The organism is Dysgonomonas sp. ZJ279 (assembly GCF_011039205.1).
GTDB lineage: Bacteria > Bacteroidota > Bacteroidia > Bacteroidales > Dysgonomonadaceae > Dysgonomonas.
This window is the reverse complement of record NZ_JAAKEL010000003.1, coordinates 57,503-80,256: the sequence shown is the minus strand read 5'-3', so window position 1 is coordinate 80,256 and position 22,754 is coordinate 57,503. Positions and strand designations below refer to the sequence as shown.

At 37.7% G+C, this 22,754-nt stretch carries 16 protein-coding genes; 10 read left to right on the top strand and 6 right to left on the bottom strand.

Going from position 1 to position 22,754, the window contains the following annotated elements:
* Window positions 1-8: 8 nt before the first annotated feature.
* Both G7Y57_RS05775 and G7Y57_RS05770 read right to left on the bottom strand, forming a co-directional pair.
* Window positions 9-1,256 (bottom strand): ABC transporter permease, encoded by a 1,248-nt coding sequence (locus tag G7Y57_RS05775; protein WP_165021257.1) that lies wholly within the window; start codon window positions 1,254-1,256, stop codon window positions 9-11.
* Between the two features lie 5 nt (window positions 1,257-1,261).
* Window positions 1,262-1,957 (bottom strand): ABC transporter ATP-binding protein, encoded by a 696-nt coding sequence (locus tag G7Y57_RS05770; RefSeq protein ID WP_165021256.1) that lies wholly within the window; start codon window positions 1,955-1,957, stop codon window positions 1,262-1,264.
* A 420-nt stretch (window positions 1,958-2,377) separates the two neighbouring features.
* Between G7Y57_RS05770 and G7Y57_RS05765 the strand changes: the two genes are divergently transcribed.
* From G7Y57_RS05765 to G7Y57_RS05720, 10 genes are all read left to right on the top strand, one after another.
* On the top strand, window positions 2,378-3,499 hold the full coding sequence (locus tag G7Y57_RS05765; protein WP_165021255.1) for an isochorismate synthase: 1,122 nt from the start codon (window positions 2,378-2,380) through the stop codon (window positions 3,497-3,499).
* Window positions 3,500-3,512: 13 nt separating this feature from the next.
* Window positions 3,513-5,180: a 2-succinyl-5-enolpyruvyl-6-hydroxy-3-cyclohexene-1-carboxylic-acid synthase gene (gene menD, locus G7Y57_RS05760; protein WP_165021254.1), complete on the top strand. Its 1,668-nt coding sequence runs from the start codon at window positions 3,513-3,515 to the stop codon at window positions 5,178-5,180.
* A 165-nt stretch (window positions 5,181-5,345) separates the two neighbouring features.
* Entirely contained in the window at window positions 5,346-6,170 is an 825-nt protein-coding gene (gene menB, locus G7Y57_RS05755; RefSeq protein ID WP_165021253.1) for a 1,4-dihydroxy-2-naphthoyl-CoA synthase, read from the top strand.
* Between the two features lie 11 nt (window positions 6,171-6,181).
* Window positions 6,182-7,237 (top strand): o-succinylbenzoate synthase, encoded by a 1,056-nt coding sequence (locus G7Y57_RS05750; RefSeq protein WP_165021252.1) that lies wholly within the window; start codon window positions 6,182-6,184, stop codon window positions 7,235-7,237.
* Window positions 7,224-8,339 carry an AMP-binding protein gene (locus G7Y57_RS05745; protein WP_255491350.1) on the top strand — a complete coding sequence of 372 codons (1,116 nt, stop codon included), beginning with the start codon at window positions 7,224-7,226 and terminating at the stop codon, window positions 8,337-8,339. Before G7Y57_RS05750 ends, G7Y57_RS05745 begins: the two co-directional genes overlap by 14 nt.
* 339 nt (window positions 8,340-8,678) lie before the next feature.
* On the top strand, window positions 8,679-9,905 hold the full coding sequence (locus G7Y57_RS05740; RefSeq protein WP_165021251.1) for an ROK family transcriptional regulator: 1,227 nt from the start codon (window positions 8,679-8,681) through the stop codon (window positions 9,903-9,905).
* 333 nt (window positions 9,906-10,238) lie between these two features.
* Complete coding sequence (tatA, locus tag G7Y57_RS05735; protein ID WP_165021250.1) at window positions 10,239-10,439, top strand: twin-arginine translocase TatA/TatE family subunit; 201 nt, start codon at window positions 10,239-10,241, stop codon at window positions 10,437-10,439.
* Between the two features lie 276 nt (window positions 10,440-10,715).
* Window positions 10,716-11,675 (top strand): hypothetical protein, encoded by a 960-nt coding sequence (locus G7Y57_RS05730; protein ID WP_165021249.1) that lies wholly within the window; start codon window positions 10,716-10,718, stop codon window positions 11,673-11,675.
* Window positions 11,676-12,136: 461 nt separating this feature from the next.
* Complete coding sequence (locus G7Y57_RS05725; protein WP_165021248.1) at window positions 12,137-13,096, top strand: hypothetical protein; 960 nt, start codon at window positions 12,137-12,139, stop codon at window positions 13,094-13,096.
* A gap of 492 nt (window positions 13,097-13,588) precedes the next feature.
* Window positions 13,589-14,851: an FISUMP domain-containing protein gene (locus G7Y57_RS05720; protein ID WP_165021247.1), complete on the top strand. Its 1,263-nt coding sequence runs from the start codon at window positions 13,589-13,591 to the stop codon at window positions 14,849-14,851.
* Window positions 14,852-15,075: 224 nt separating this feature from the next.
* On the opposite strand, the gene G7Y57_RS05715 is transcribed toward G7Y57_RS05720, so the two are convergent.
* The 4 genes from G7Y57_RS05715 to G7Y57_RS05700 form a co-directional block, all read right to left on the bottom strand.
* On the bottom strand, window positions 15,076-17,775 hold the full coding sequence (locus G7Y57_RS05715) for a cation-transporting P-type ATPase (protein ID WP_165021246.1): 2,700 nt from the start codon (window positions 17,773-17,775) through the stop codon (window positions 15,076-15,078).
* 383 nt (window positions 17,776-18,158) lie between these two features.
* Entirely contained in the window at window positions 18,159-19,562 is a 1,404-nt protein-coding gene (locus tag G7Y57_RS05710) for a DUF3863 domain-containing protein (RefSeq protein WP_185153923.1), read from the bottom strand.
* A gap of 11 nt (window positions 19,563-19,573) precedes the next feature.
* Window positions 19,574-21,259 carry a hypothetical protein gene (locus G7Y57_RS05705; protein WP_165021245.1) on the bottom strand — a complete coding sequence of 562 codons (1,686 nt, stop codon included), beginning with the start codon at window positions 21,257-21,259 and terminating at the stop codon, window positions 19,574-19,576.
* A 116-nt stretch (window positions 21,260-21,375) separates the two neighbouring features.
* Window positions 21,376-22,731: a DUF3863 domain-containing protein gene (locus G7Y57_RS05700; protein ID WP_165021244.1), complete on the bottom strand. Its 1,356-nt coding sequence runs from the start codon at window positions 22,729-22,731 to the stop codon at window positions 21,376-21,378.
* Window positions 22,732-22,754: the final 23 nt, after the last annotated feature.

Below are 22,754 nucleotides of genomic sequence, written 5' to 3'. Positions count from 1 at the left end.
TATTCGGTTTATTCTGCTCTCATAGCTTCTATCGGACTGACACGCGTCGCTTTGATTGCCGGTATTAAGCCAGCAACAACACCGCAAACGACAAGAAACAAGGTGGCATATATCACAGTACCCAAATCTACCGTCGGATTAAGGAATATTGTCGGTCCATCGCTCGGAGCATTAGCCAGCGAATTACTGATAGCCTCGGTAAGCCCGACACCCAATACGATACCGATATAACCGGCAACTGTGGTGATCAGTATCGACTCGAAAATAATTAATCGCAAGATAGAAGTCGGAGTTGCACCAATAGCTTTCCGTATTCCGATTTCACGGGTACGTTCTTTGACTGTAATCAACATAATATTTCCCACGCCTACTATACCTGCCATCAATGAGGCTACACCAATTATGATAATAAAAAAGGTGATAGCCGAAAATATCTGATCAGATTCGATAGCGTCTTCTGCCGTATTCCATATATAAATAGCCGATCTGTCTTGTGGATTAAAGCCATGCAGTTTACCCATCCGTTGACGTATGTACTCATTGAATGCCTCATTGGCTTCTAATGTTTTCAGACCAGTCACCGTAAACTCCATCTGACGGAAACCATAACCCTTACTATAGAGCGCTTGCGCTGTTGTAAATGGAATGTATGCCGGTGGACTGTTTCGCCCGACCTGATCTTCATAGATACCCACTACCTGAAATGCTACATTGTTTGCAATTACATACTTACCTAAAGGATCTTGATCTTTGAACAGGATATTCTTTATTTCGGAATTGATAACAACCACTTTGCGTTTATTATCAACGTCGAGTTGGTTTATAAATCGCCCGTTACCACTTGTTACATCAATGTTACTAATATAGGCTGCATCCGGAGATACTCCATCGAGATTCCAGTTCCCATATTCTTTTTCGTACGATAAAGTTACATTTTGAGATACTCTCGCCGATACATATTCTACATTAGGTATTTTATTTCTTATCAAATCATAATCTCTATGATCGAACTTGATTTGCCTGTTAGATGGTAGTCCATTATATGGCATCGATGTCCAGCCCGGCCATAGAGAAACCGTATTTTTTGCTCTGTTCGAAAAATTGGATGTAACACCATTCCTCAGGCCATTACCGGAAGCCAGCAAAATAATAAGCATAAAAATACCCCATGCTACAGCAAATCCTGTAAGGACGGTCCGCATTTTATTCTTGCTTATAGTAGATATAATCTCTCTTAACGAATCGAAATCAAACATATGAATTACATTTCTATTACTGGTTCCTTATTGATTTCTATCGACCCTATTATACCATCTTTGATATGTATAACACGATCTGTAGCATCGGCAACAGCTTGTTCGTGGGTAACGATTATCATTGTAATATTATCGGTTGTATTTATTTCGCGAAGAAGGTTCATTACTTCATACGAAGTTTTACTGTCTAATGCACCGGTAGGCTCATCTGCCAGTATTATTTGTGGCTGGGCAATCAGTGCGCGAGCAATAGCTACACGCTGCTTTTGTCCTCCCGACAGTTCATTTGGCATATGCTCAGCATGACTTTTTATTCCCATTTTATCCAGATATTCGAGCGCCAGAATATTACGTTTTTTCCTACTTACTCCCTGATAATAAAGAGGCAACGCAACATTTTCCATCGCATTCTTGAACGAAATAAGGTTAAAGGACTGGAAGATAAATCCTATCTTGCGGTTACGCAGATCGGCGGCTTTATTTTCACTAAGATTCTTAATAAGCACATCATCCAGATAATATTCTCCTGTATCGTAATTATCTAATATACCGAGTATATTAAGCAAAGTTGATTTTCCGGAACCCGATGCTCCCATGATTGAGAGAAATTCGCCTTTATCAATATCCATGTTGATACCTTTCAGTACATGTAATGGAGCTCCGCTATAATAGGTTTTGTTTAAGTCTCTAATCTTTATCACAAGCTTCTCATAATTAATTTAAATCACAATAGTATTAACGTACAAATTTAATCTTATATTTTATTCACAAATCAAACTTGTATACATATATGTCGTCTTAAGTTTAAAAAAGTTACAGCTATTTCGTTTTTTAACATTTTATCACACATTATGAAACAAATAAGTAGCAGATTCTGCCTTTTTCTTACGAATATTTACGAAAGTAGTCTTTTTATAATCAGAGCAATAAAATAGTATACATTAACGGATATATAGTATACAAAATTACATACTGCGTATAGATATTTTTCTTCGCACGGCTTTCTTCTTTAAAATAAGTTATTCAAGACAAAAAAGGCAGGGCAAAATAGGGCAATAACCTTTTATTTAGCCTATTTTTGTTATGCAAAAGAAAATAAATTAATTGATCCTACTATAAAAATGAAATTTAGTCATAATCAACATTTCGAATATCGGATTTTTGATTCTCTGATTGATAAGAATGTTAGTTTTGCTTTATATCGCTTACCGGGTGACTATACAGTAAATTTTATAATACAGAACTCGCCACGCAGACATCTGCTTCGAAGGCTATCAGACTTAAATACAAAAAAGGGATTTGTTATTGCCCCTTTCCACATTTCAGAACAATCGCCAATTATACTTATTGAACCCGACATTACGCTTAAAGGGGAAGAGATTATTTTCCAGTTCTTGGATACGAATAACATAGAAGGCTCTCTGCATAATGAATCCAATGATTATTCGCCTGTAAATTCTTTTGATACTTATAAAGATATATATACGAAATTTCATTCGGCTGTCAACAGTAATTCTTTCGAAAAGTTAGTACTTTCGCGGACATGCGACCATGAAAATGACGAATCATTTTCGGCAGGGGTATCGTTCGATCGGGCATGTGATAAGTATCCCGAAAGTTTTGTCTATTTATGCCATACACCCGAAACAGGAACTTGGCTTGGCAGTTCGCCCGAATTACTAATATCAGGACAAGGCGATAACTGGAAAACTGTGGCTCTGGCGGGAACAAAAAACGTATCTTCTACCACTTCCGAATGGGACGAGAAAAATCGCATGGAACAAGAAATTGTGGTTAACTATATGCAACTACAATTGCAAAAGGCAGAATTGCCTTTCATTCAAAGCGAACCAACAAATTTGCAGGCAGGCAATATCATACATCTCAAAACTGAATTTTCATTTAAGATGCCGGATCTTATGAAAATAGGCAATTTATTAGAACTATTACATCCCAGTCCTGCTGTATGTGGTTTTCCGAAAGAAGAAGCTTTCAGGTTTATTCTTGAAAATGAAGGATACGACAGACAATATTACTCAGGATTTTTAGGCTGTCTGGATGTAGACAATAAAACAGATATGTATGTGAATCTCCGTTGCACAAAAGTCAATAAAAAATCGTCACTTCTATTTGCCGGAGGTGGTATACTGCCATCGTCTGATTTAGAATCGGAATGGGAAGAGACAGAGAATAAAATGCAGACTATACTCTCAATTATTGAAGAAACTCCATTGGATCTATAAAAAAGGTAAGATTATGTATTCAGTCAAAAAAAATGTATTACAAACGGTTGCACTACTTAAAGCGTATGGGATAAAACATATTGTTGTTTCTCCAGGATCGCGAAATGCTCCATTGATGCAGACTTTTTCACAGAATCCATTTTTCGAATGTCATATAATTGTAGACGAACGTAATGCAGCTTTTTATGCACTGGGAATAATACAGGCAACACAAACACCTGTTGCAATCTGTTGTACATCGGGAACAGCTGTACTTAATTATGCTCCGGCGGTGGCAGAAGCATATTATCAGCAATTGCCTTTGATTGTTATTTCGGCTGACAGATCGCCCGAATGGATCGGACAAATGGATGGACAAACTTTGCCGCAAGCGGGAACTTTTGGCTCATTGGTAAAAAAATCGGTTCATTTGCCAGAAATAAATAATGAGAAAGACGAATGGTTCTTTAATCGGCTTATCAACGAATCGCTTATAGCCTGTACTACCAACGCAGCAGGACCCATTCATATAAATATACCCATATCGGAACCCTTATTCGATTATTCGGAAAAGGAGTTGCCGAGTGTAAGGAAAATCGACTATCCGCAACTGACAAAAACAGTGAATGTAAGGCCCTTTGCCAAGAAATGGGACTCGCTTACTAAACGGATGATTATAGTAGGGCAAATGTTTAAATCGCCGGAGACCATTGCTGCACTAGAAAAATTAGCTTTAGCAAATGATTGCATCATACTTACAGAGCATTTGTCAAATTGTGCATCATCTTCGTTTATAACAAATTTCGATGCACTATTATATACTTTATCCGATGATCAAAAAATAGATTTTGCCCCTGACTTATTAATCACTTTAGGCGGACATATCACATCTAAGCGCATAAAGCATTTCTTAAGAGAGCATAAGCCAAAAAACCATTGGCATTTATCGTCTTCAGGCGAAGTTGTAGATTTGTACCAATCATTGACCGATCTTATAGAATCCGATACGCTGAGTTTCTTCGCCGAACTATCCGAACAGATAAATGCGAACAGCGAGAGCTCATTTTCAGAATTATGGAAAAGCACATCTTCTAAAATAAAAGAACCAAAAGCTGATACGCCTTTTTCGGATATATCAGTCACAGGTGAGTTTTTGAAAATACTACCCAAGAACGCAGCATTGCATCTTGCTAATAGCTCGACAGTCCGCAATGTGCAACTATATACATTAGATAAATCGACAAGTGTATTCTGCAATCGTGGAACAAACGGTATAGAAAGCACATTGCCTACAACTATAGGCTTTGCATCTGTATATGACGGCTTGGTATATCTTATTATTGGTGATCTGAGTTTCTTTTACAGTCTAAGTGCTTTATGGAATATTCAACATATAAAAAACCTACGCATCCTGCTTATTAATAATGGTGGCGGAGGTATTTTCCATTTATTGCCAGAATTGAATAAATCAGCTTCATTGAAAGAATATGTGGCTGCGGAACATACTACGAATGCAAAGACATGGGGCGAAGCAGCAGGATTACATTATTTATCGGCTAAAAATCGAGAAGAATTAAATAAATCTCTCGATATATTTGCAAACGAAAAAACAGAGCAATCAATATTACTTGAAGTTTCCACTGAAATGGAGGTTAGTAAGAAAACGTTTCAGGAGTATTATCATCAATTAAAGAATATATAAAAAGCATCTGAAGTAATTCTATGTTTATCTATATACTATCAATGAGTTATATGAATCGAAAGAGAAAAAGGGTTACAATCAAAAACAAGGTAAAAAGTGTTACTTTTGTTACCTTTTAACATCTTGAAACAGTTAGACAAGAAACAAATAAAAACATAAAATAATATGGCAACAATAAGAGAATGGCAAACCATTAAAGAATACGAAGAAATTCTATTTGATTATTTCGAAGGTATTGGACGTATAACTATCAATCGCCCTCGCTATCGCAATGCTTTTACTCCTACAACTACTATGGAGATAAGCGATGCACTTCGCATCTGCCACGAGAATCAAGATATCTATGTCGTAGTACTCACAGGTGCAGGCGATAAAGCATTCTGTGCAGGTGGCGACCAGAATGTAAAAGGTAAAGGCGGATATATCGGCAAAGATGGTGTACCCCGTTTACAAGTTCTTGAGGTACAAAAACAAATACGCTCGATGCCTAAGCCGGTGATTGCCATGGTAAACGGTTTTGCTATCGGTGGCGGGCATGTATTGCAAGTGATATGCGACTTGTCGATCGCTTCCGAAAATGCCATTTTCGGACAAACCGGGCCAAAAGTCGGTAGCTTCGACGCAGGATTCGGATCTTCTTATCTGGCACGTATAGTAGGACAAAAGAAAGCCCGTGAAATATGGTTCCTTTGCCGCCAATATTCGGCACAAGAAGCTCTTGAAATGGGACTTGTAAATACTGTAGTTCCATTCGATCAACTGGAAGACGAAACAGTGAAATGGGCACACGAAATGATGCAACATAGCCCAATGGCATTGCGTATGATAAAAATGGGATTGAATGCCGAACTGGATGGGCAAGCTGGAATACAGGAACTTGCAGGAAATGCTACCCTCCTTTATTATCTGACAGATGAAGCTCAGGAAGGTAAACATGCATTTTTGGAAAAACGTAAACCCGACTTTAAGAAATTTCCTAAATTTCCGTGATTAGCTGAATAGTGGAATTGAAAATAAAGATAATACCTTATACCTTACAGTTTAAGCGTCCGGCGGGCACTTCTCGGGGAGTATATCACAATCATAAAATATGGTATGTGGTTATCTCTTCCATGTCTGACCCCGAACGTTGGGGAATAGGCGAATGTGCCCCTTTACATGATCTAAGCTGCGATTACGACGAAAATTATGAACAACGATTAAAGTCTTTTTGCGCAAAACTGGAAGATACAGGACAGCTAGACAAAGAAGCACTACGCCTCTACCCATCTATCCTATTCGGGCTAGAAACAGCTATGCTCCATTATCAGAAGAAAAGCTTTAAGTTATGGGATACACCATATTCGAATGGAGAGAAAGGTATTCCTATCAATGGTTTAATATGGATGGGTGAATATAAGTTTATGCTGGAGCAAATCGAGGCTAAAATGCGACAAGGATTTCGCTGCATAAAGTTGAAAATAGGTGCTATCAATTTCGAAGACGAATTAAAACTACTTCAATATATCCGTAAGCATTTCTCTTCGAAAGACATTACATTACGTGTCGATGCAAACGGAGCCTTTTCACCTAACGATGCAGTTGATAAACTGAAGCGATTAGCCGACCTTGATTTACACTCCATAGAACAGCCTATCCGCGCAGGACAATGGGATGAGATGGCCAAGCTAGTGAAAGAAACTCCATTGCCGATAGCATTGGACGAAGAACTGATCGGGATCAATCAACCCGAAGAGAAGAAAAAACTATTACAGGCTATAAATCCTCAATATATTATTCTCAAACCGACACTTCACGGAGGCATAAGTGGAGCAACCGAATGGATAGAATTGGCAAAAGAGATGAATATCGATTGGTGGATAACATCAGCCTTAGAATCAAATATAGGATTGAACGCCATAGCTCAATGGTGTGCGACATTCAAAAATCCGTTACCACAAGGTTTGGGAACAGGTGGACTTTACACTAATAATATAGATTTACCTTTGGAAATTAAGAAAGATTGTTTGTGGTTTAATTCCAATGAAGTACATTTCTCACTAAATGACATCCTGTAATATGTATCAGTTAGAAAGACAAAAACAAACGATTACCATCGAAGGTAAAACATATTACCCGCAAGAATTCAATAAAGGGAAGGAATCTGCTTTAGCGAAACAATCCGAATTTCATCATGACTTATATCTGTTTCTGCAAGATTGGTTTTCTGACTCTCCACATCTGAAAGTACAGACATCAGGCTCTACCGGCACCCCCAAGGAAATGCTGGTTGAAAAAGAAAAGATGATGCAAAGTGCAAAACTAACCTGTACATTTCTCGGACTGCAAAAAAACGATACAGCATTACTTTGCATGTCTCTAAATTATATCGCCGGTAAAATGTTGGTGGTTCGGGCACTTATAGCGGAATTAAACCTCTACCCTATTGCCCCTTCAGGCAATCCACTTAGAGATATTGATATGCATCTCAAATTTGCAGCAATGATTCCTCTTCAAGTATATAATAGCTTACAAGATAGTATTGAAGCGGAGCGATTATCTCAGATAGATAATCTCATTATAGGAGGAGGAGCGATAGATAATCAACTGCAAGAATTACTCAAGCCGCTACCCAACAAGATATACTCGACTTATGGCATGACAGAAACACTCTCTCATATTGCTCTAAGACGTATCAATGGTAATGAGGCTTCAGAGTATTATTCGCCATTCAGTTCGGTTAATATATCGCTTTCGGAAGACAATGCACTGATCATTAATGCGCCATTAGTTAGTAATGAACGACTTTACACAAATGATATTGCAAAAATTCATAAAGATGGAAGTTTTCAAATTATTGGACGAAAAGACAATATTATAAATAGTGGCGGAATAAAAATTCAGATAGAAGAAGTCGAAAATTTACTCAAACCTGTTATTGATTGCCCTTTTGCTATCACTTCTATTCCAGACCCTAAATTCGGTGAAGCAATAGTTTTAGTTATAGAAAGTGCAATAGACGAAAAACTAGTAGCTAAAGCGCTACCACCATATTATTTACCGAAAAAAACAATAATAATAAAGGCTATCCCACTGACAGAAACAGGAAAAATAAGTCGCCAAGAATTAAAGCAACTGGTAGAGATAAAAATAAAAGAAGAGATCAAAAGAGAAGAGTAATTTTAATAAAAAACAAAACGAAACGATTACTTTAATAACTACGGATTGCATGAAAAATAATTTTAATATGTATATATTTGTTATATTACAAAAATAAAACTTATAAAGAATATAGTAATAATAACTAATATCATTATTTTTTTTTATCTTCGCCTTGAAATGCAAAAAAACACCTAGAAATATATTATAAACAATTTAGACACCAACTTATTAGACGACGAAAAAGAGAATCTAAATGAGAATAATTGTAAAAATGAATATGAAGATAATCAACATTATGAGTATTTCAGTTAGATATTTTTTTCTTTTAATTTTACACTTGTATTAAATAAAAACATCATGACGCTAAAGGATTTACTAGTAAACAGTTCTGACAACAGCTTATCTGGGGTCAAATGGCACACACTTAAACAATCTATTGTGAAGTGCTTATTGTCAATTGGCGATGCAACAATCGCCGAATTGAGTGCCGAATTACAATCGAGTATTCCAACTATCACCAAAGCCGTAAATGAACTACTTGCTGACGGGTTCATTATGGATATGGGGAAAGTTGCAAACAATGGCGGAAGGCGCCCATCGCTCTACAGCATAGCACCTTCTAGCGCATTTTTTCTCGGTATCGAAATGGGAAGATCATCTATGGCGATCGGACTTCAAAATCTGAAAAATGAATTTGTTAGTCTTGATCTGCAAGTACCCTTCCTACTTGAGAATACACATGAATCTTTATTAAAATTCTGTGCTATTATCAACAAATTTATTGATGACAGCCCTGCTGACAAATCGAAAATTGTAGGGACTTGTATCAACCTCTCGGGACGTATAAACTCAATGGAAGGATATAGTTACAACTATTTCTTCAACGAGAATCGCCCATTAACAGAAATAGTAGCCGAACAAATCGGTCTACCTGTATTTCTAGAGAACGATACGCGCGCTATGGCTTTCGGTGAATATATGGAAGGCGTAGTAGAAAACGAAGAAAATGTTCTTTTCCTTAACTACAGTTGGGGTGTAGGTATTGGTATTGTAACCAATGGCCGCCTCTATTATGGTAAGTCGGGTTACTCCGGAGAATTCGGACATAGCTCTATCTTCGACAATGAGATACTTTGCCACTGTGGTAAAATAGGTTGCTTGGAGACAGAAGTTTCTGGATGGGCACTCATATCTCAATTTAAGAAAGCACTAGCTGATGGTAAGAAATCGCTTGTGGAGCTTGAAGAAGCTTCGCCAATGGTTCAGCATCATTCTATCATATCGGGGGCTCTTGTCCAAGAAGATAGTCTATGTATAGAGCTGATCACACAACAAAGTGAAGTAATCGGAAGATATCTATCGGTTCTTTTAAATATCTTCAACCCGGATCTATTGATTATAGGTGGAGACTTTGCCAAACTTGGCGATTTTGTCTTGCTTCCTATCCAAGCAGCTTTACGCAAGCATTCTCTTGGTTTGGTAAACAGAGACATGAAACTGAAAAGATCTGTATTAGGCAACAAAGCCGGTGTAATCGGTGCGTGCCAGATCGTTAAAGAAAAGATGTTATCATCTCTTGAATAAGAGACAAATAACGAGTTAGAAATATCTCTCATAAAATCCTCTCCATATATTAAAATATGAGAGAGGATTTTTTATTTTAGTTAATAAGAAATGTTAGAAGATCTGAAAAATATTGCAATATGAATGAAAATAATTTTATTCTCATTACCTTAGCATCAAGCTAAAGTCTTAAACCTATTTTATTGTCTATACAAGTACGATAATGATTGACATTTATAGCTTTAGTGTTCGACATTAAATATGTTCTTTTACTTTATAGACTATTCTATATATATATTGACATCCAACTAATTTATAATTAGATATAAACAGAATAATTAATATTTAAATGCTATGACCAATACAATCTTATTTTTAGGAAATCTCGGAACCGGAGAGATTATAATAATTGCCATTGTAGTTCTTCTCCTATTTGGAGGAAAGAAAATCCCAGAACTAATGAAAGGGCTAGGCAAAGGTGTTAGAAACTTCAAAGACGGAGTAAAAGGTCTTGAAGATGACATAACCGGAGACGATAAAGACTCTAACAAATAATCCAGATACATTTCTTTTCGCATAAATAGAAGCACGCTTCATGCAATTTAGTATGGAGTGTGCTTTGTATATATTACCCTGATAACTGAATTTAAAACGGACACGAACACAGGTAGTTAACACAAAAGAACACAACAAACTATTTTACATAATCATCTAATTAATAGACTTATATATAATTATTGCAAAAAAACAGATATTTTCCTCGCTGATTTTCGATTTTGATTGTTATACAATATTGAGACAAGTAATAGAATCAATATAAAATTAAAGTCAATGATAAAAAATATGCATGACGGGTTAATTTCAGCCCTGGAGAATACACTTCCCCCCAATAAAAATATAGCAAATGCATTATTAGATATCCTTCCCTTAGGAAAAGAGGCTGTTTACCGCAGACTCAGAGGGCATGTACAATTTACGTTAGATGAAGCTGTGATAATATCAAAAGAATTAGGCATCTCTTTAGATGAGATTGCCGGGATAAAAGATAAAGACCGTGCCGTTTTCGGATTGCGCCTCTTACAATCAGAAAATCTGATAGATAAATATTGTGAAGTACTCAATATGTATACCCGCATATTTCTGAAATTGAAGGATTGCCATTCCAAAGTTATAGCAGCTTTCAGAATTATTCCATACTCATTTGTATTACCGTTCAGTAATCTATCTAAGTTTAAATTATACCGATGGATATATCAGACTCAGGCGATAACAAACACTATCCCCTTTTCGGAACTGATAGTACCACAAAAAGTGATAGATACTCAAAAAAGATTCATCGATGAAATTCGTTTCATTACATACTCTTATTTCATCTTCGATCGAAATATGTTTACTTCTTTCGCCAGAGAAATAAACTATTTTGCAAAACAAAATCTTATTTCCGATACAGAAGTACAAGATTTGAAAAGTGAAATTTTCGAATTACTAAGCGTAATTGAATTAACGGCCGCCACCGGAACCTATAGTACTGGCAAAAGTATATCGCTATATCTGTCTGATGTAGATTTCGATGCTTCGTATGCATACTTTAGAGGAGACGATATTGAATTATCTTTATTGAGTCTATATTCGATCGGGGTCATCGATTCTGAAAACCCATATGTATGCCAATCTCATAAAGAATGGATCGAATCTTTAAGAAGATTTTCGACATTGATAACTCAAAGTGGAGAAAAAGAAAGAAAATCATTTTTCAAAATACAAAAAGAACTAATAAACAACATATTATAACCTGATATCCGCAAATAGGCAATTACTCCAAAGGCTTTTGTTCTTCGCCTATGGCGAAGAACAAAAGAATAAACTAGCATCTTGTATGTGCTTAATATATAATTCTAAAATACAAGCTTTTATCCTCAACACTAAAAAAGATATCAAGCTATAATAAAGGCGTTTTAGTCTGTTAGACGAACACCTATACCCTAAAAAAGAAACACACCAATATTTAACCACCCTAATAGAGCCAATAACAAAACAAAACACCCAATTTTACTCTATTGTAGACTACACATACACAGTGTATGTTTAAATAGAAATAATATCAATTCAGAATCCACCGTAACAGTAATCGTAAGCAGAGTCTCATAATATATCTTTGTTTAACAAAAAAGATTCAAAATAACATATGAAACAGTAATACGATATCAAATTAACATTGAATTTTCGATAAACTAAGTACGATATTTTAATTAATGAAAAAAAGTATAAATAAGGAACTGATCTCTGCGCTTGCAAACATTCTACCACCGGAAGCAAATATTGCAAATGCACTTTCTGACATTCTACCTTTGGGAAAAGAAGCCATTTACCGTAGACTTAGAGGACATGTCCAATTTACATTAGAAGAAGCTGCCGTAATATCTAAAACTTTAGGTATATCCTTAGATTTCATTGTAGGAATGAAAGATATGGACAGGGCTGTCTTCGGCTTAAGATTACTACAATCCAATAATCTGACAGAAAAATATTGCGAAGTATTAGATACATATGCCAATCTTTTCAAAAAAATGAAAAGCAGCAAAAACTCAAGAGTTATTTCTGCTTGCAGATATATCCCTTATACTTTTTCAATACCCTTTCCCGGAATATCCAAATTTAAATTATACCGATGGCTGTATCAAACTCAACCGATTGAGAATATTATGCCATTCTCTGAATTTATTATTCCACAGAAAGTTCTGGATACACAACAAAGATTTATAAGTGAAATACATTTTATGCCTGAATCGTATTTCATTTTCGACAAAAATGTATTTATATCTTTTGCCCGAGAAATAGAATATTTTTCCAAACTCAATCTCATTACTACCGAAGAGATCAATATCCTGAAAAGCGAATTATTACAATTATTATCTACTCTCGAATTAACTGCTGCGACAGGTATTTACAATTCCACCAATCGAATCTCATTATATCTATCTGATATTGACTTTGACGCATCTTATTCTCACTTCGAAGGCGATGTAGGACTATCCGTCATAAACCTATATTCGATTGGTACTATCGATTCTCAGAATGGATACATACATCAATGCCACAAAGACTGGATTGAATCTCTAAAGCGATTCTCTACACTAATAACTCAGAGTGGGGGTATTCCGAGGCAAATATTCTTCAACAACCAAAAACAATTAATTAATTCAATACTATAATAGTGTATGATAAAACCGAGCAATAAAAAAACAGTGATGCTATAATTTTTTAAACACCAAAAACAAGCTACGAGATGCACCATTAACATACATGCATCGATTTCGAATACTGAATCTTATAATAAACTTTACTGAACAATAAATACTTTTTACACAAGAAAGCTACTATTACTTTTTGCGCATAAACATAAGACTTAGAAATTAACCATTTTAAAATAAAGTATTATGACGCAATCAGAAGACCAAAAAAAACTTTACTCCATTTTCATGGTGTCTATACTCGTTTTCCCTCCGCCCTGAGTTCTAGCGACCATAGGCCTAAACAGCATTTCTGCATCGGAGATTCTTCTCCGGGGTAAAAAACCTGAATAATATCCACAATTTCAGCTTTTCGGGAAAAACAAAGTCGAAGCTAAACATCAAAACAATCTGAAAGATAACCCTATATCCGTAAGATGCAAAAAGTACTAACTAAAGTTCAAAACAAAACCTATGACACTACAAAAAATTAATTTAAAACTTTACGGTGCATTTCTACTACTTATTTTCATTAGTATTATAGCCAATGCACAAGTCACTATTGGCTCCACCGAAGCACCCATTGCCGGGGCTCTACTTCAGATAAAAGAATTTGAAACCACCGATTCCAGATCGGACGGTAAATCTAACTCTACAAAAGGAATAATTATGCCTCGAGTAGAATTAACAACCCTCACCGATCTAAAAGCAGACATACCCAGCGTAGCCGCAAACGAAGAACTAGAGTACACAGGCTTAATGGTTTTTAATGTCAAAGAAAACCCATGTCCCACCGAAGGCCTATATGAAGGCCTTTATATATGGGACGGCAAATTGTGGCAATATTTGGGTGAAAAAACAGATGAAATGTCTCCCGATGTTTCTATTGGAACCGATCAGGATGGCAACAGATTCCTATATCGCTCATTCGGTGCTACAGCCGGTACATGGATGCTTGAAAACCTTCGTGCAAAAAGATATGATCCACTCCGTTCCGACGAAGCAATTGTAACAATTCTTACCGGACCCGATTACAGTCCCGACTTAGTGAAACCACTATATGGTTACCCTGCTGAAGTTGGTAATACCGACCCAGAGAATTCTTCGCTGTTTATTTCAAATCCATCGCTGGGTTTGTTATACAACTGGGCTGCTGCTACAAACTCTAAAGCAAATACTACTACGAATGAAACAGGAAATAATGCAGAAGGTCCCCGCAGACAAGGTATTTGTCCATACGGATGGCATCTACCATCGGAAAAGGAATGGATATTATTACACAATGAATTACAAACCAACTCATCCCTCTATAGTAAAATGGCTGATATCGGAGGCACCATTCTGCTACCGGGAGATAACAACTCCCGATTAATACCTGTAGGCAGGGTTATAAAAGATCCCTGCGAACCATTTGCACTTGTAGATAACGCGTATACGTCTATCCAGTCAGACGACAGATATAAGTTAAATACTCAAGGATATTCTAAAAGTAAAAAGCAGGGAGGTTTTGCTATTTTATTGGCCGGTAGTAGTTATAGTAAGGATACTAGCCCCACCATTACTTCAAACGGTGAAACAACGGGCTATGGCAGGACAGCTTCATTCTGGTCTAACAGCCCGGTTGACAATTCAGGTGCTCATGACTTTGTAACAAACAGTGAAAGTTCTGCAGCATATAATATCAATAGAAATAAGAAAGTATATCTTTCGGTAAGATGTAAAAAGAATGACAATTAATAAAGTGAAAGCCCGACTTATCATCGGGCTTTTCCATTTCCAGGTAATGGTTCCAAGCTCTATAACTTGTTATAGCATATCCGATTCTGTTATGCTCTCTGTCATCCCGATACGCAGTGAGGGATCTATTATCTCTTGAGGTTATTAACCAATAGCTATTAGCTAACGGCTTATTTCATAACAGATCCCTCACTGCGTATCGGGATGACAGAGAGTGTGAAATATCACTTTATCTTCGCCTTATCTATCTGTCTCATTATGCCTTTCTCTATCTCAACCACTACAAATACAACGAATCCGAGGATAAACGGATATACCCAGTCGCCTAATGCTAATGGCGTAGTTCCAAATACGTTATTCATAAATGGCAGGTAAGTTATTCCCAATTGCAAAAGAATTAATAAACCCGACACTACAAAGACAGCCTTGTTTGCAAAGAAATCTTTGTTGAATGCAAACCCTCTGATACTTCTGCTGTTGAATAAGTGGAACATCTGAGAGATAACGATAGTCTGCAATGTTATTGTTCTCACCATCTCTTCGCTTACTCCATTTGCCAACAGGTTTATATTCATCCATAGAGTTCCGCCACCGATCAGAACAGATACAAACAATATCCGCCAGATAAAGTAACCACTAAGCAATGGCGTTTGCGGCGAACGTGGAGGACGTTTCATTGCACCCGCTTCCAGTTTCTCGAATGCCAAAGCCAGCGATACGGTTACAGAAGTCACCATATTAACCCACAAGATTTGTAGCGGTGTCAGTGGCATCAGTGTACCGAACAATATACTGGCAATGATCAGGAAGCTTTCCGCACCATTGGTTGGCAATATAAACAGAATTGTTTTCTTAAGATTGTCGTACACCCTGCGCCCTTCTTCCACAGCGGCAACTATTGTACTGAAATTGTCGTCAGCCAACACCATTTCCGCAGCATCTTTAGTTACCTCCGTACCTTTAATACCCATAGCTATCCCGACATCGGCTTTCTTAAGTGCAGGGGCATCGTTTACACCATCACCTGTCATGGCACAGATTACACCTCTGGCTTGGAGCGCCTTTACCAGTTTCAATTTATGTTCGGGGCTTGTACGGGCAAATATATTGTATTCCTGAGAAGCCACTTCAAGCTCTGCATCGGTCATATTTTCGAGGTCTTTACCCTGCAACGCTTTTGTACCGTCACCGATACCCATTTCGCGACCGATAGTTTTTGCTGTATCTATATGGTCACCGGTTATCATTTTGACAGTAATACCAGCATCCGTACACAATCTGATAGCTTCGATGGCTTCTTCGCGCGGAGGGTCGATTATCCCTGCAAGACCAAGAAATACGATACCATCCTGAATATCTTCGTGCTCGATAGTAGTTATATTTTTGGCTATTACCTTATAAGCAGCACCTATTATACGCTGTCCTTTTTGGGCAAGCTCAATTATCTTACCATCCCAATAGTGACGGTCGAAGTCTTTTTCTCCTGCTTTCGTTTTCTCCTTTTCGGCCATATCGAGCAGACGATCGGGAGCACCTTTTATATAAATAATATTATGATTGTCTCCTTCTATCAATGTAGCCATATATTTATATTCCGAATCGAACGGAATAGTCGAGATACGTTCTACAGGGATATGCTCTATATCCGCCTTTTCATATAGGGTGATTAAAGCGCCTTCTGTGGGGTCACCTTTCACAAACCAATGATCTTCTTCGTCCTGACCTAACGATGCTTCGTTACATATTTTGAAACAGTTTATCAGCTCATGCAAAATAGGCTCCGTTCTGAAATCTACTTTCTGATCTCCATTTAACACATCGCCTGTGGGCGCATATCCTGTTCCTGTAACGATAAAATCACCATCGCGTATTTCTACGGTTTTCACAGTCATTTCGTTCTTTGTCAATGTTCCTGTTTTATCGGAACATATCACCGATACCGCACCCAGCGTTTCAACAGATGGTAACGTACGCACAATAGCATTTCGTTTCGCCATATTCTGTACACCGATGGCAAGTATAATAGAAAGAATAGCCGGCAGACCTTCGGGGATGGCTGCAACCGCAAGTCCGATAACAGACATCAGCAATTCAGTAGAATCGTAATGACGGAAGAAGTGACCGAATATATAAATAAGAACGGCAATCACTACAATTACGATAGATACAGTCTTACCAAACTTAGCTGTTTGCTTAAGCAGCGGAGTTGTTATTTCTTCAACATCCGACATCATCTGATTGATCTTACCAATCTCGGTATCCTGCCCAATAGCTACGACCACACCGACACCTGTACCTGCACTAACAGTTGTACTCGAGAATGCCATGTTAATACGATCGCCAAGCATCGTATCAAGCGGCAAGGCATCTGTTTTCTTTTCGGATGGAACAGATTCACCTGTTAGTGGAGACTCTTCTATTCGTAGATTATCGGCTTTAATTAACCGTAAATCACCCGGAACTTTATCGCCGGGTCCAAGCAACACAATATCACCAACGGTTAAATGAGAAGCATCGATTTCGGTACGTGTACCATTTCTAATCACCTGCGCTTTAAGAGACAGCATCTTCTTTATATCTTCTAATGCCTTCTCCGCTTTATTTTCCTGAAAATAGCCGATTGAAGCATTTACCACGGCAACCAATAAAATAACAACAGTATCTACATAGTGACCCAACAGTGCCGTTACAATAGCTGCAATGAAAAGGATATAGATTAATATATCGTTAAAGTGTTTCAAGAAGCGAATAAGTTTACTCACTTTTTTCTTTTCGGGAAGTATATTCTCACCAAATTGCGTAAGACGCTGTGCAGCCTCATCCTGCGACAGGCCTTTTGTGTTATCAGACTCGAGCTTCTGTAAAACTCTTTCGGTTTCGATAGAATACCATTCTTTTGTAGTATGTAAATAGTCTTTCCTCATAAGTTTTTTTCCGGTAATTGTTAAATTTAATATTACAACAAATTCAAAATAGCTATTGTTTAAAATATTTTCTGATGGATTCTATTTTTTCAACTATCAGATTGAAAGCATCTTTATTTGTCATATATATACTCTCTGTCATTTCGAACGTATGTGAGAAATCTGTTAAGTAAGAGTTTTATTCGTAAGGAGATCCCTCACTGCGTGTCGGGATGACAGAGATGCTATTTAATAATCCGGACAATTTAATCAATCATCAACAAACAAAAAAAGTTCCGCTTCGATTAACCATTCGAAGCGGAACAAGACGATTGTATTCCAGTGTAATCGGATACATACAATTACCTTAACCTAAATATGAAAAAGTACTGTCGATTTTATTTTCAATCTTGAAATAATTCCGGATAATGTTTCCGAATCAAATCCTGATCATCTTTATCCAGTTCCTTAAGTTCTCTCGGAGTATCCTGTGGTCTCAATCCCTTTTGGTTTATTCTGTTCATCAGGCTCCAATCTTTAGCAGGTTTTTGAGGTGTGGGATCTGCCGGTTCTTTTGCAGGAAGATCATAACGAGTGAAATCGATTACCTGCATTGGCGTTCTTCTATGCCAATCACGCAATAAAGCCAATCGAAACTCTTTATTCATAAACCATTTGATTTCGAGATTATTATATGAGTCTCCTAATCCCGATCCACGTTCTTCGAACCTGTAATTCCAATCATCATTCGATTTGTTTTGCTCTCTCCAGATTGTTCCAAACTCGCCAAAGGTCAGAAAATGAGTATCGGGCCAACGTTTCTTCGTATCAGTCACCCACATTTCGAGAGCCTTGCAGATAAATTCTTTTCCGAATTCGTGTACCATTTGCGCCTCCCAAATATTGGTTACCCATCCAAAGCCGTTCAGTTCAAATCCTCTGTCGAAATGAATGGACTGCGTGTGCATCACTTCGCGATGTCCTAAATCGAGCCCCCAACCTTTATAGGTTTCGATAGGACCAACTCCACGACGACTATTAAAGCCTTCGATTCCATGACCTGTTGCACCACTGCGGCGTGCACAAAGAAAATCCATTGTCCATCCATCGAGATTCACACAATCGATGAAGTCAGCCTTTCCTTGAGCAGGCTTACAAAAATGCTCCGTAGATGGATAGAAAGGATATGACGGCGAACCATCTGCCCCTCCTCCATCGATATTGTGCTGGCTCCAAATAACTGCGTGAGCGGTATGTATATTTTCTTTTTCCGCAAGATATTTCAAATTATCAGCCGATAAGAATCCACCGATTATAGATTGCGGACGATAACCATTCCCAACTAATTTGGATATGATCTGTATTGCTTCCGACATTTCTTTGTTTACCCTTTCGCGAGGCAAATACATAGCCGGAAAATAGCCGGGAAAATAAGACACTTCATCGCCATATTTCTTCTGACATTCTACTACATACTCACGAATCTCCTTATAGTTTTGGCGTTGATCTTCCAAGGCATTCATCGTGAATCCCCATGTCAGACGCCCATCAGGATTGTTTTTAGCAAAAGCCTCTCTTAACGAGCGTACTCCATCAAGTGTATGCCAGTCCCCTTCATCACGTGGATGAATTTTCACATCTCTCGATACTTCCCAAGGCGTGGTGCGTATCATTATACATAGAGTTACAAATCTGTTGCCATTCAATGTGATTGGTGCAGCCATAACCGGCAAAACAGGTTCTGCCGCATTCAGCAAATTCATAGAGCTAAACGCTATTATCAGAGAAAGAATTATTTTCTTTAACATATCATTTTCTTTTATAAACTGTTCGTACAATCAAGTACTAATTTATTATTTGCAGGAATTAGCCTGAAAACATAATCAGATACTTTATCTGATTTTTCAGCCTTACCTTCTTTACAGGTTATACCATATTTAAAACCACGAAATTCTGCTTTAATCTGTTTTCCTTCGATAGATTGAAACGGTAATTCTGCGCCAGGAGCAGCTGTAAGTTCAAGTACCCATGAGAAATCTGCTAATGATGGTTTGCAAGAGACTTCGAACCGATTTTCATAAAATATAATTTTGAAGGTGTTCCCACCGGCATCATCACATTCTACTTGCAGCACATCCTTAGCCAATTCCGTTACAATAGGATTTTTGAATAATACCTCTTTCTTTGTGCCATCTTTCTCTAATTGCATAACTCGCAACCCTGATTTCTTATCTTTGGTACTCCACATGAATCCATCGACAATAGGAAGTGTAAAATAGAAAAATTGTCCGCCTTCTCCTGCTTTGTTAAGGTATTGAGATTCAAATCTTTCGTCAAAGAGGTGAATATCTCTGAATCGGAACGATGTACCCTCCCATAGCAAATTGGTACGATAATAACGGCTATTGAACCACACCGACTTATTCCCTTCGTTGCGAATATCGGTTAGTGTAGTTACGGCTGTTGCAGGCGTAACATCAAATTGCTCTTTAAACCAAGTTCCTGATTGAGTTAAAGTTTCGACCTTAATCTTATTCAATTTTCTTAACGAGTCGAATATAGGAATCTGCATTTCCAAACCTTTTTGCATTCCTTTCCATGTGAAAGAATTTTCTTGTCCGGCTTGGGCATAGTTGAAAGCAAGCGATGGTTGATTCACAATGGATTCTAAGAAATATTCGACCCAGTTTTTATCCATACCCGAATCGCGATATACAGGTTCCAGCGATATAACACCTTGTCTGTTTCCACCTAAGCCTTGATCGTATTGATAGATAGGATCGCTACCCAGCATACGGAATATTGGAACGGGAATTTGATTTTTGGCTGTTTGCGCAGGCATATAAGCATTCAATTTGCTCGGATAATAAGCCTGATTCCAATAACCACCCCAAAGGGTATATCCGTCTGTTCCTATCTGGTCTTTGCAATTACATGACGCTACAATTTTATATTTATCGTGCATATAGGCCAACGTATGGGAATCTATAAACCAAGAGCCAACGGCTGTCGGGTATTTTCCGAATATCTCTTTGAACTTAGCCATATACACATCTACTAGTTTCTCTCTTTCCTGAGGACTATATCCCGTAGTGAAAGCAATATTTGCATGAGACACCCACGAGTGTTCACCACGCCATTTTATTCCGGCTGCTTCGACATGTGGCTGAGTTATCTCCCACCAACCGCCAATTTCAGAATCAGCATTTAATTCTTTTTTAAGCAAATCCTGATATAGAGGATTGATTAAGGCATCGTATTGCAATAGGAATGTTCCCGGCAAATTGTACCTATTCAAGAGTTTCACTTGCTCTTGTACTGTCTCGAAAAGAAGGCTATCGGCATTCTCAACACGATAATCTGTCTGACGAATAAAGTTGATAATATTAATTATTCGTGGGCTGTCCGATGTCTCTTTTTCTTCTGTTTTATTCGAATTAGCTGAACACCCTATGCATATTATGCATAAAAGCAGTACGGCAGACATCATTTTTGATAAATTCATAGTAATAATTGATTAGTTGAAAATTGCGGTTAATATTTAAAATAACCGGTCATTTACATCGAAACATAAATAACCGGTTGATATTATTTATTATATCTCAGAAATCGCTTCTTGATTTAGTAAAACAAATATGGGTAATGTTTTTTAATTAAGAAAATTCCTTCAGGAGAAAGTTTATCTATTGGTTTAGGCCTATCCTGCGGACGGGTTTGTTTTTGATTGATTTCACCTAACAAACTCCATTTACGCGTCATTTCCATAGGCTCTTCTGCCTTCAAATCGTAACGGGTAAAATCAATTACATTTTCGGTTCTGTTTTTTTGCCAATCTTTGGTCAATGCCAGACGGAAATCTTTATTCATAAACCACCGTATTTTCAGATTGGCATCCGATCCTCCGATGCCGGAGCCTTTTTGTTCGAAACGATAATCGAAGGAGTTTTCCTTGTAATGTTCTCTCCACAGTAAGCCGAATTCGCCTTGTGTGATAAATTTCACATCGGGCCAACTTCTTTTTATCTCATTCAACCAGTCACTTATTCCTGCTACGCTGAACGGAAGAGACAATTCCCAACAGTTGGTAACCCATGCAAAGCCATTCAGTTCAAATCCCCGATCGTAGTGCATGGCTGTTGTATGCATCATTTCTGTAAGTCCAACCAACTTTCCGTAGGCATGAATAGTTTCGATCGGGCCAACGCCCATACGGCTATTAAAACCTCCGGCAAATCCATCTCTGCGAGCGGATAAGAAATCCATTGTCCATCCATCGAGATTTACACAATCGATAAAATCGCTCTTACCTTGTGCCGGTTTACAGAAGTGTTCCTTCGATGGATAAAACGGGTAAGACACTGCTCCATCTCCATCCTGATTATCGATAGAAAACTGGCTCCATATATTTCCCTGACACACATGAATGTCTTCCTTTTCGGCCAGATATTGCTGATTCTCGGCGGCCAAAAATCCGGCAACAATGCTTTTTGGGCGAAAACCATTGCCGACCATCTCGCTCACTTTGGCTAAACCTTCATGCAAATCTTTATTTACCTGCTCTCTGGTATTATAAGCATTGGCGAAATAAGCTCCGGGAATAAAGGTTATGTCATCTCCATATTTATGATGATATCCAACTACCAACTCACGAATCTTCTTATAATTATCAGAATCATCATGTAGTGCCAACCAACTGAACGACCATGTAATTCTGGCATCAGGAAATTCTGAAGAAACAGCTTCTCTGAATGCCACTACGCGCTCGGGGGTATGCATAGAACGTTCATCTTCTCCAACGCTCTTATCTCTGGCAACTTCGATCTGATTCACCCGAATCACAGTATTCAGTGTCAGAAATCGGTTACCCATCAACTCTTTAGGTGCCGGTTTTATATTGCCTTGTCCATGTATAAATGGGGTAAAGCCACCAGATACAAAGAGTATTGCAACTATAACATTAAGAATCTTTTTTCTCATCACATTATATTAAAATGAATATA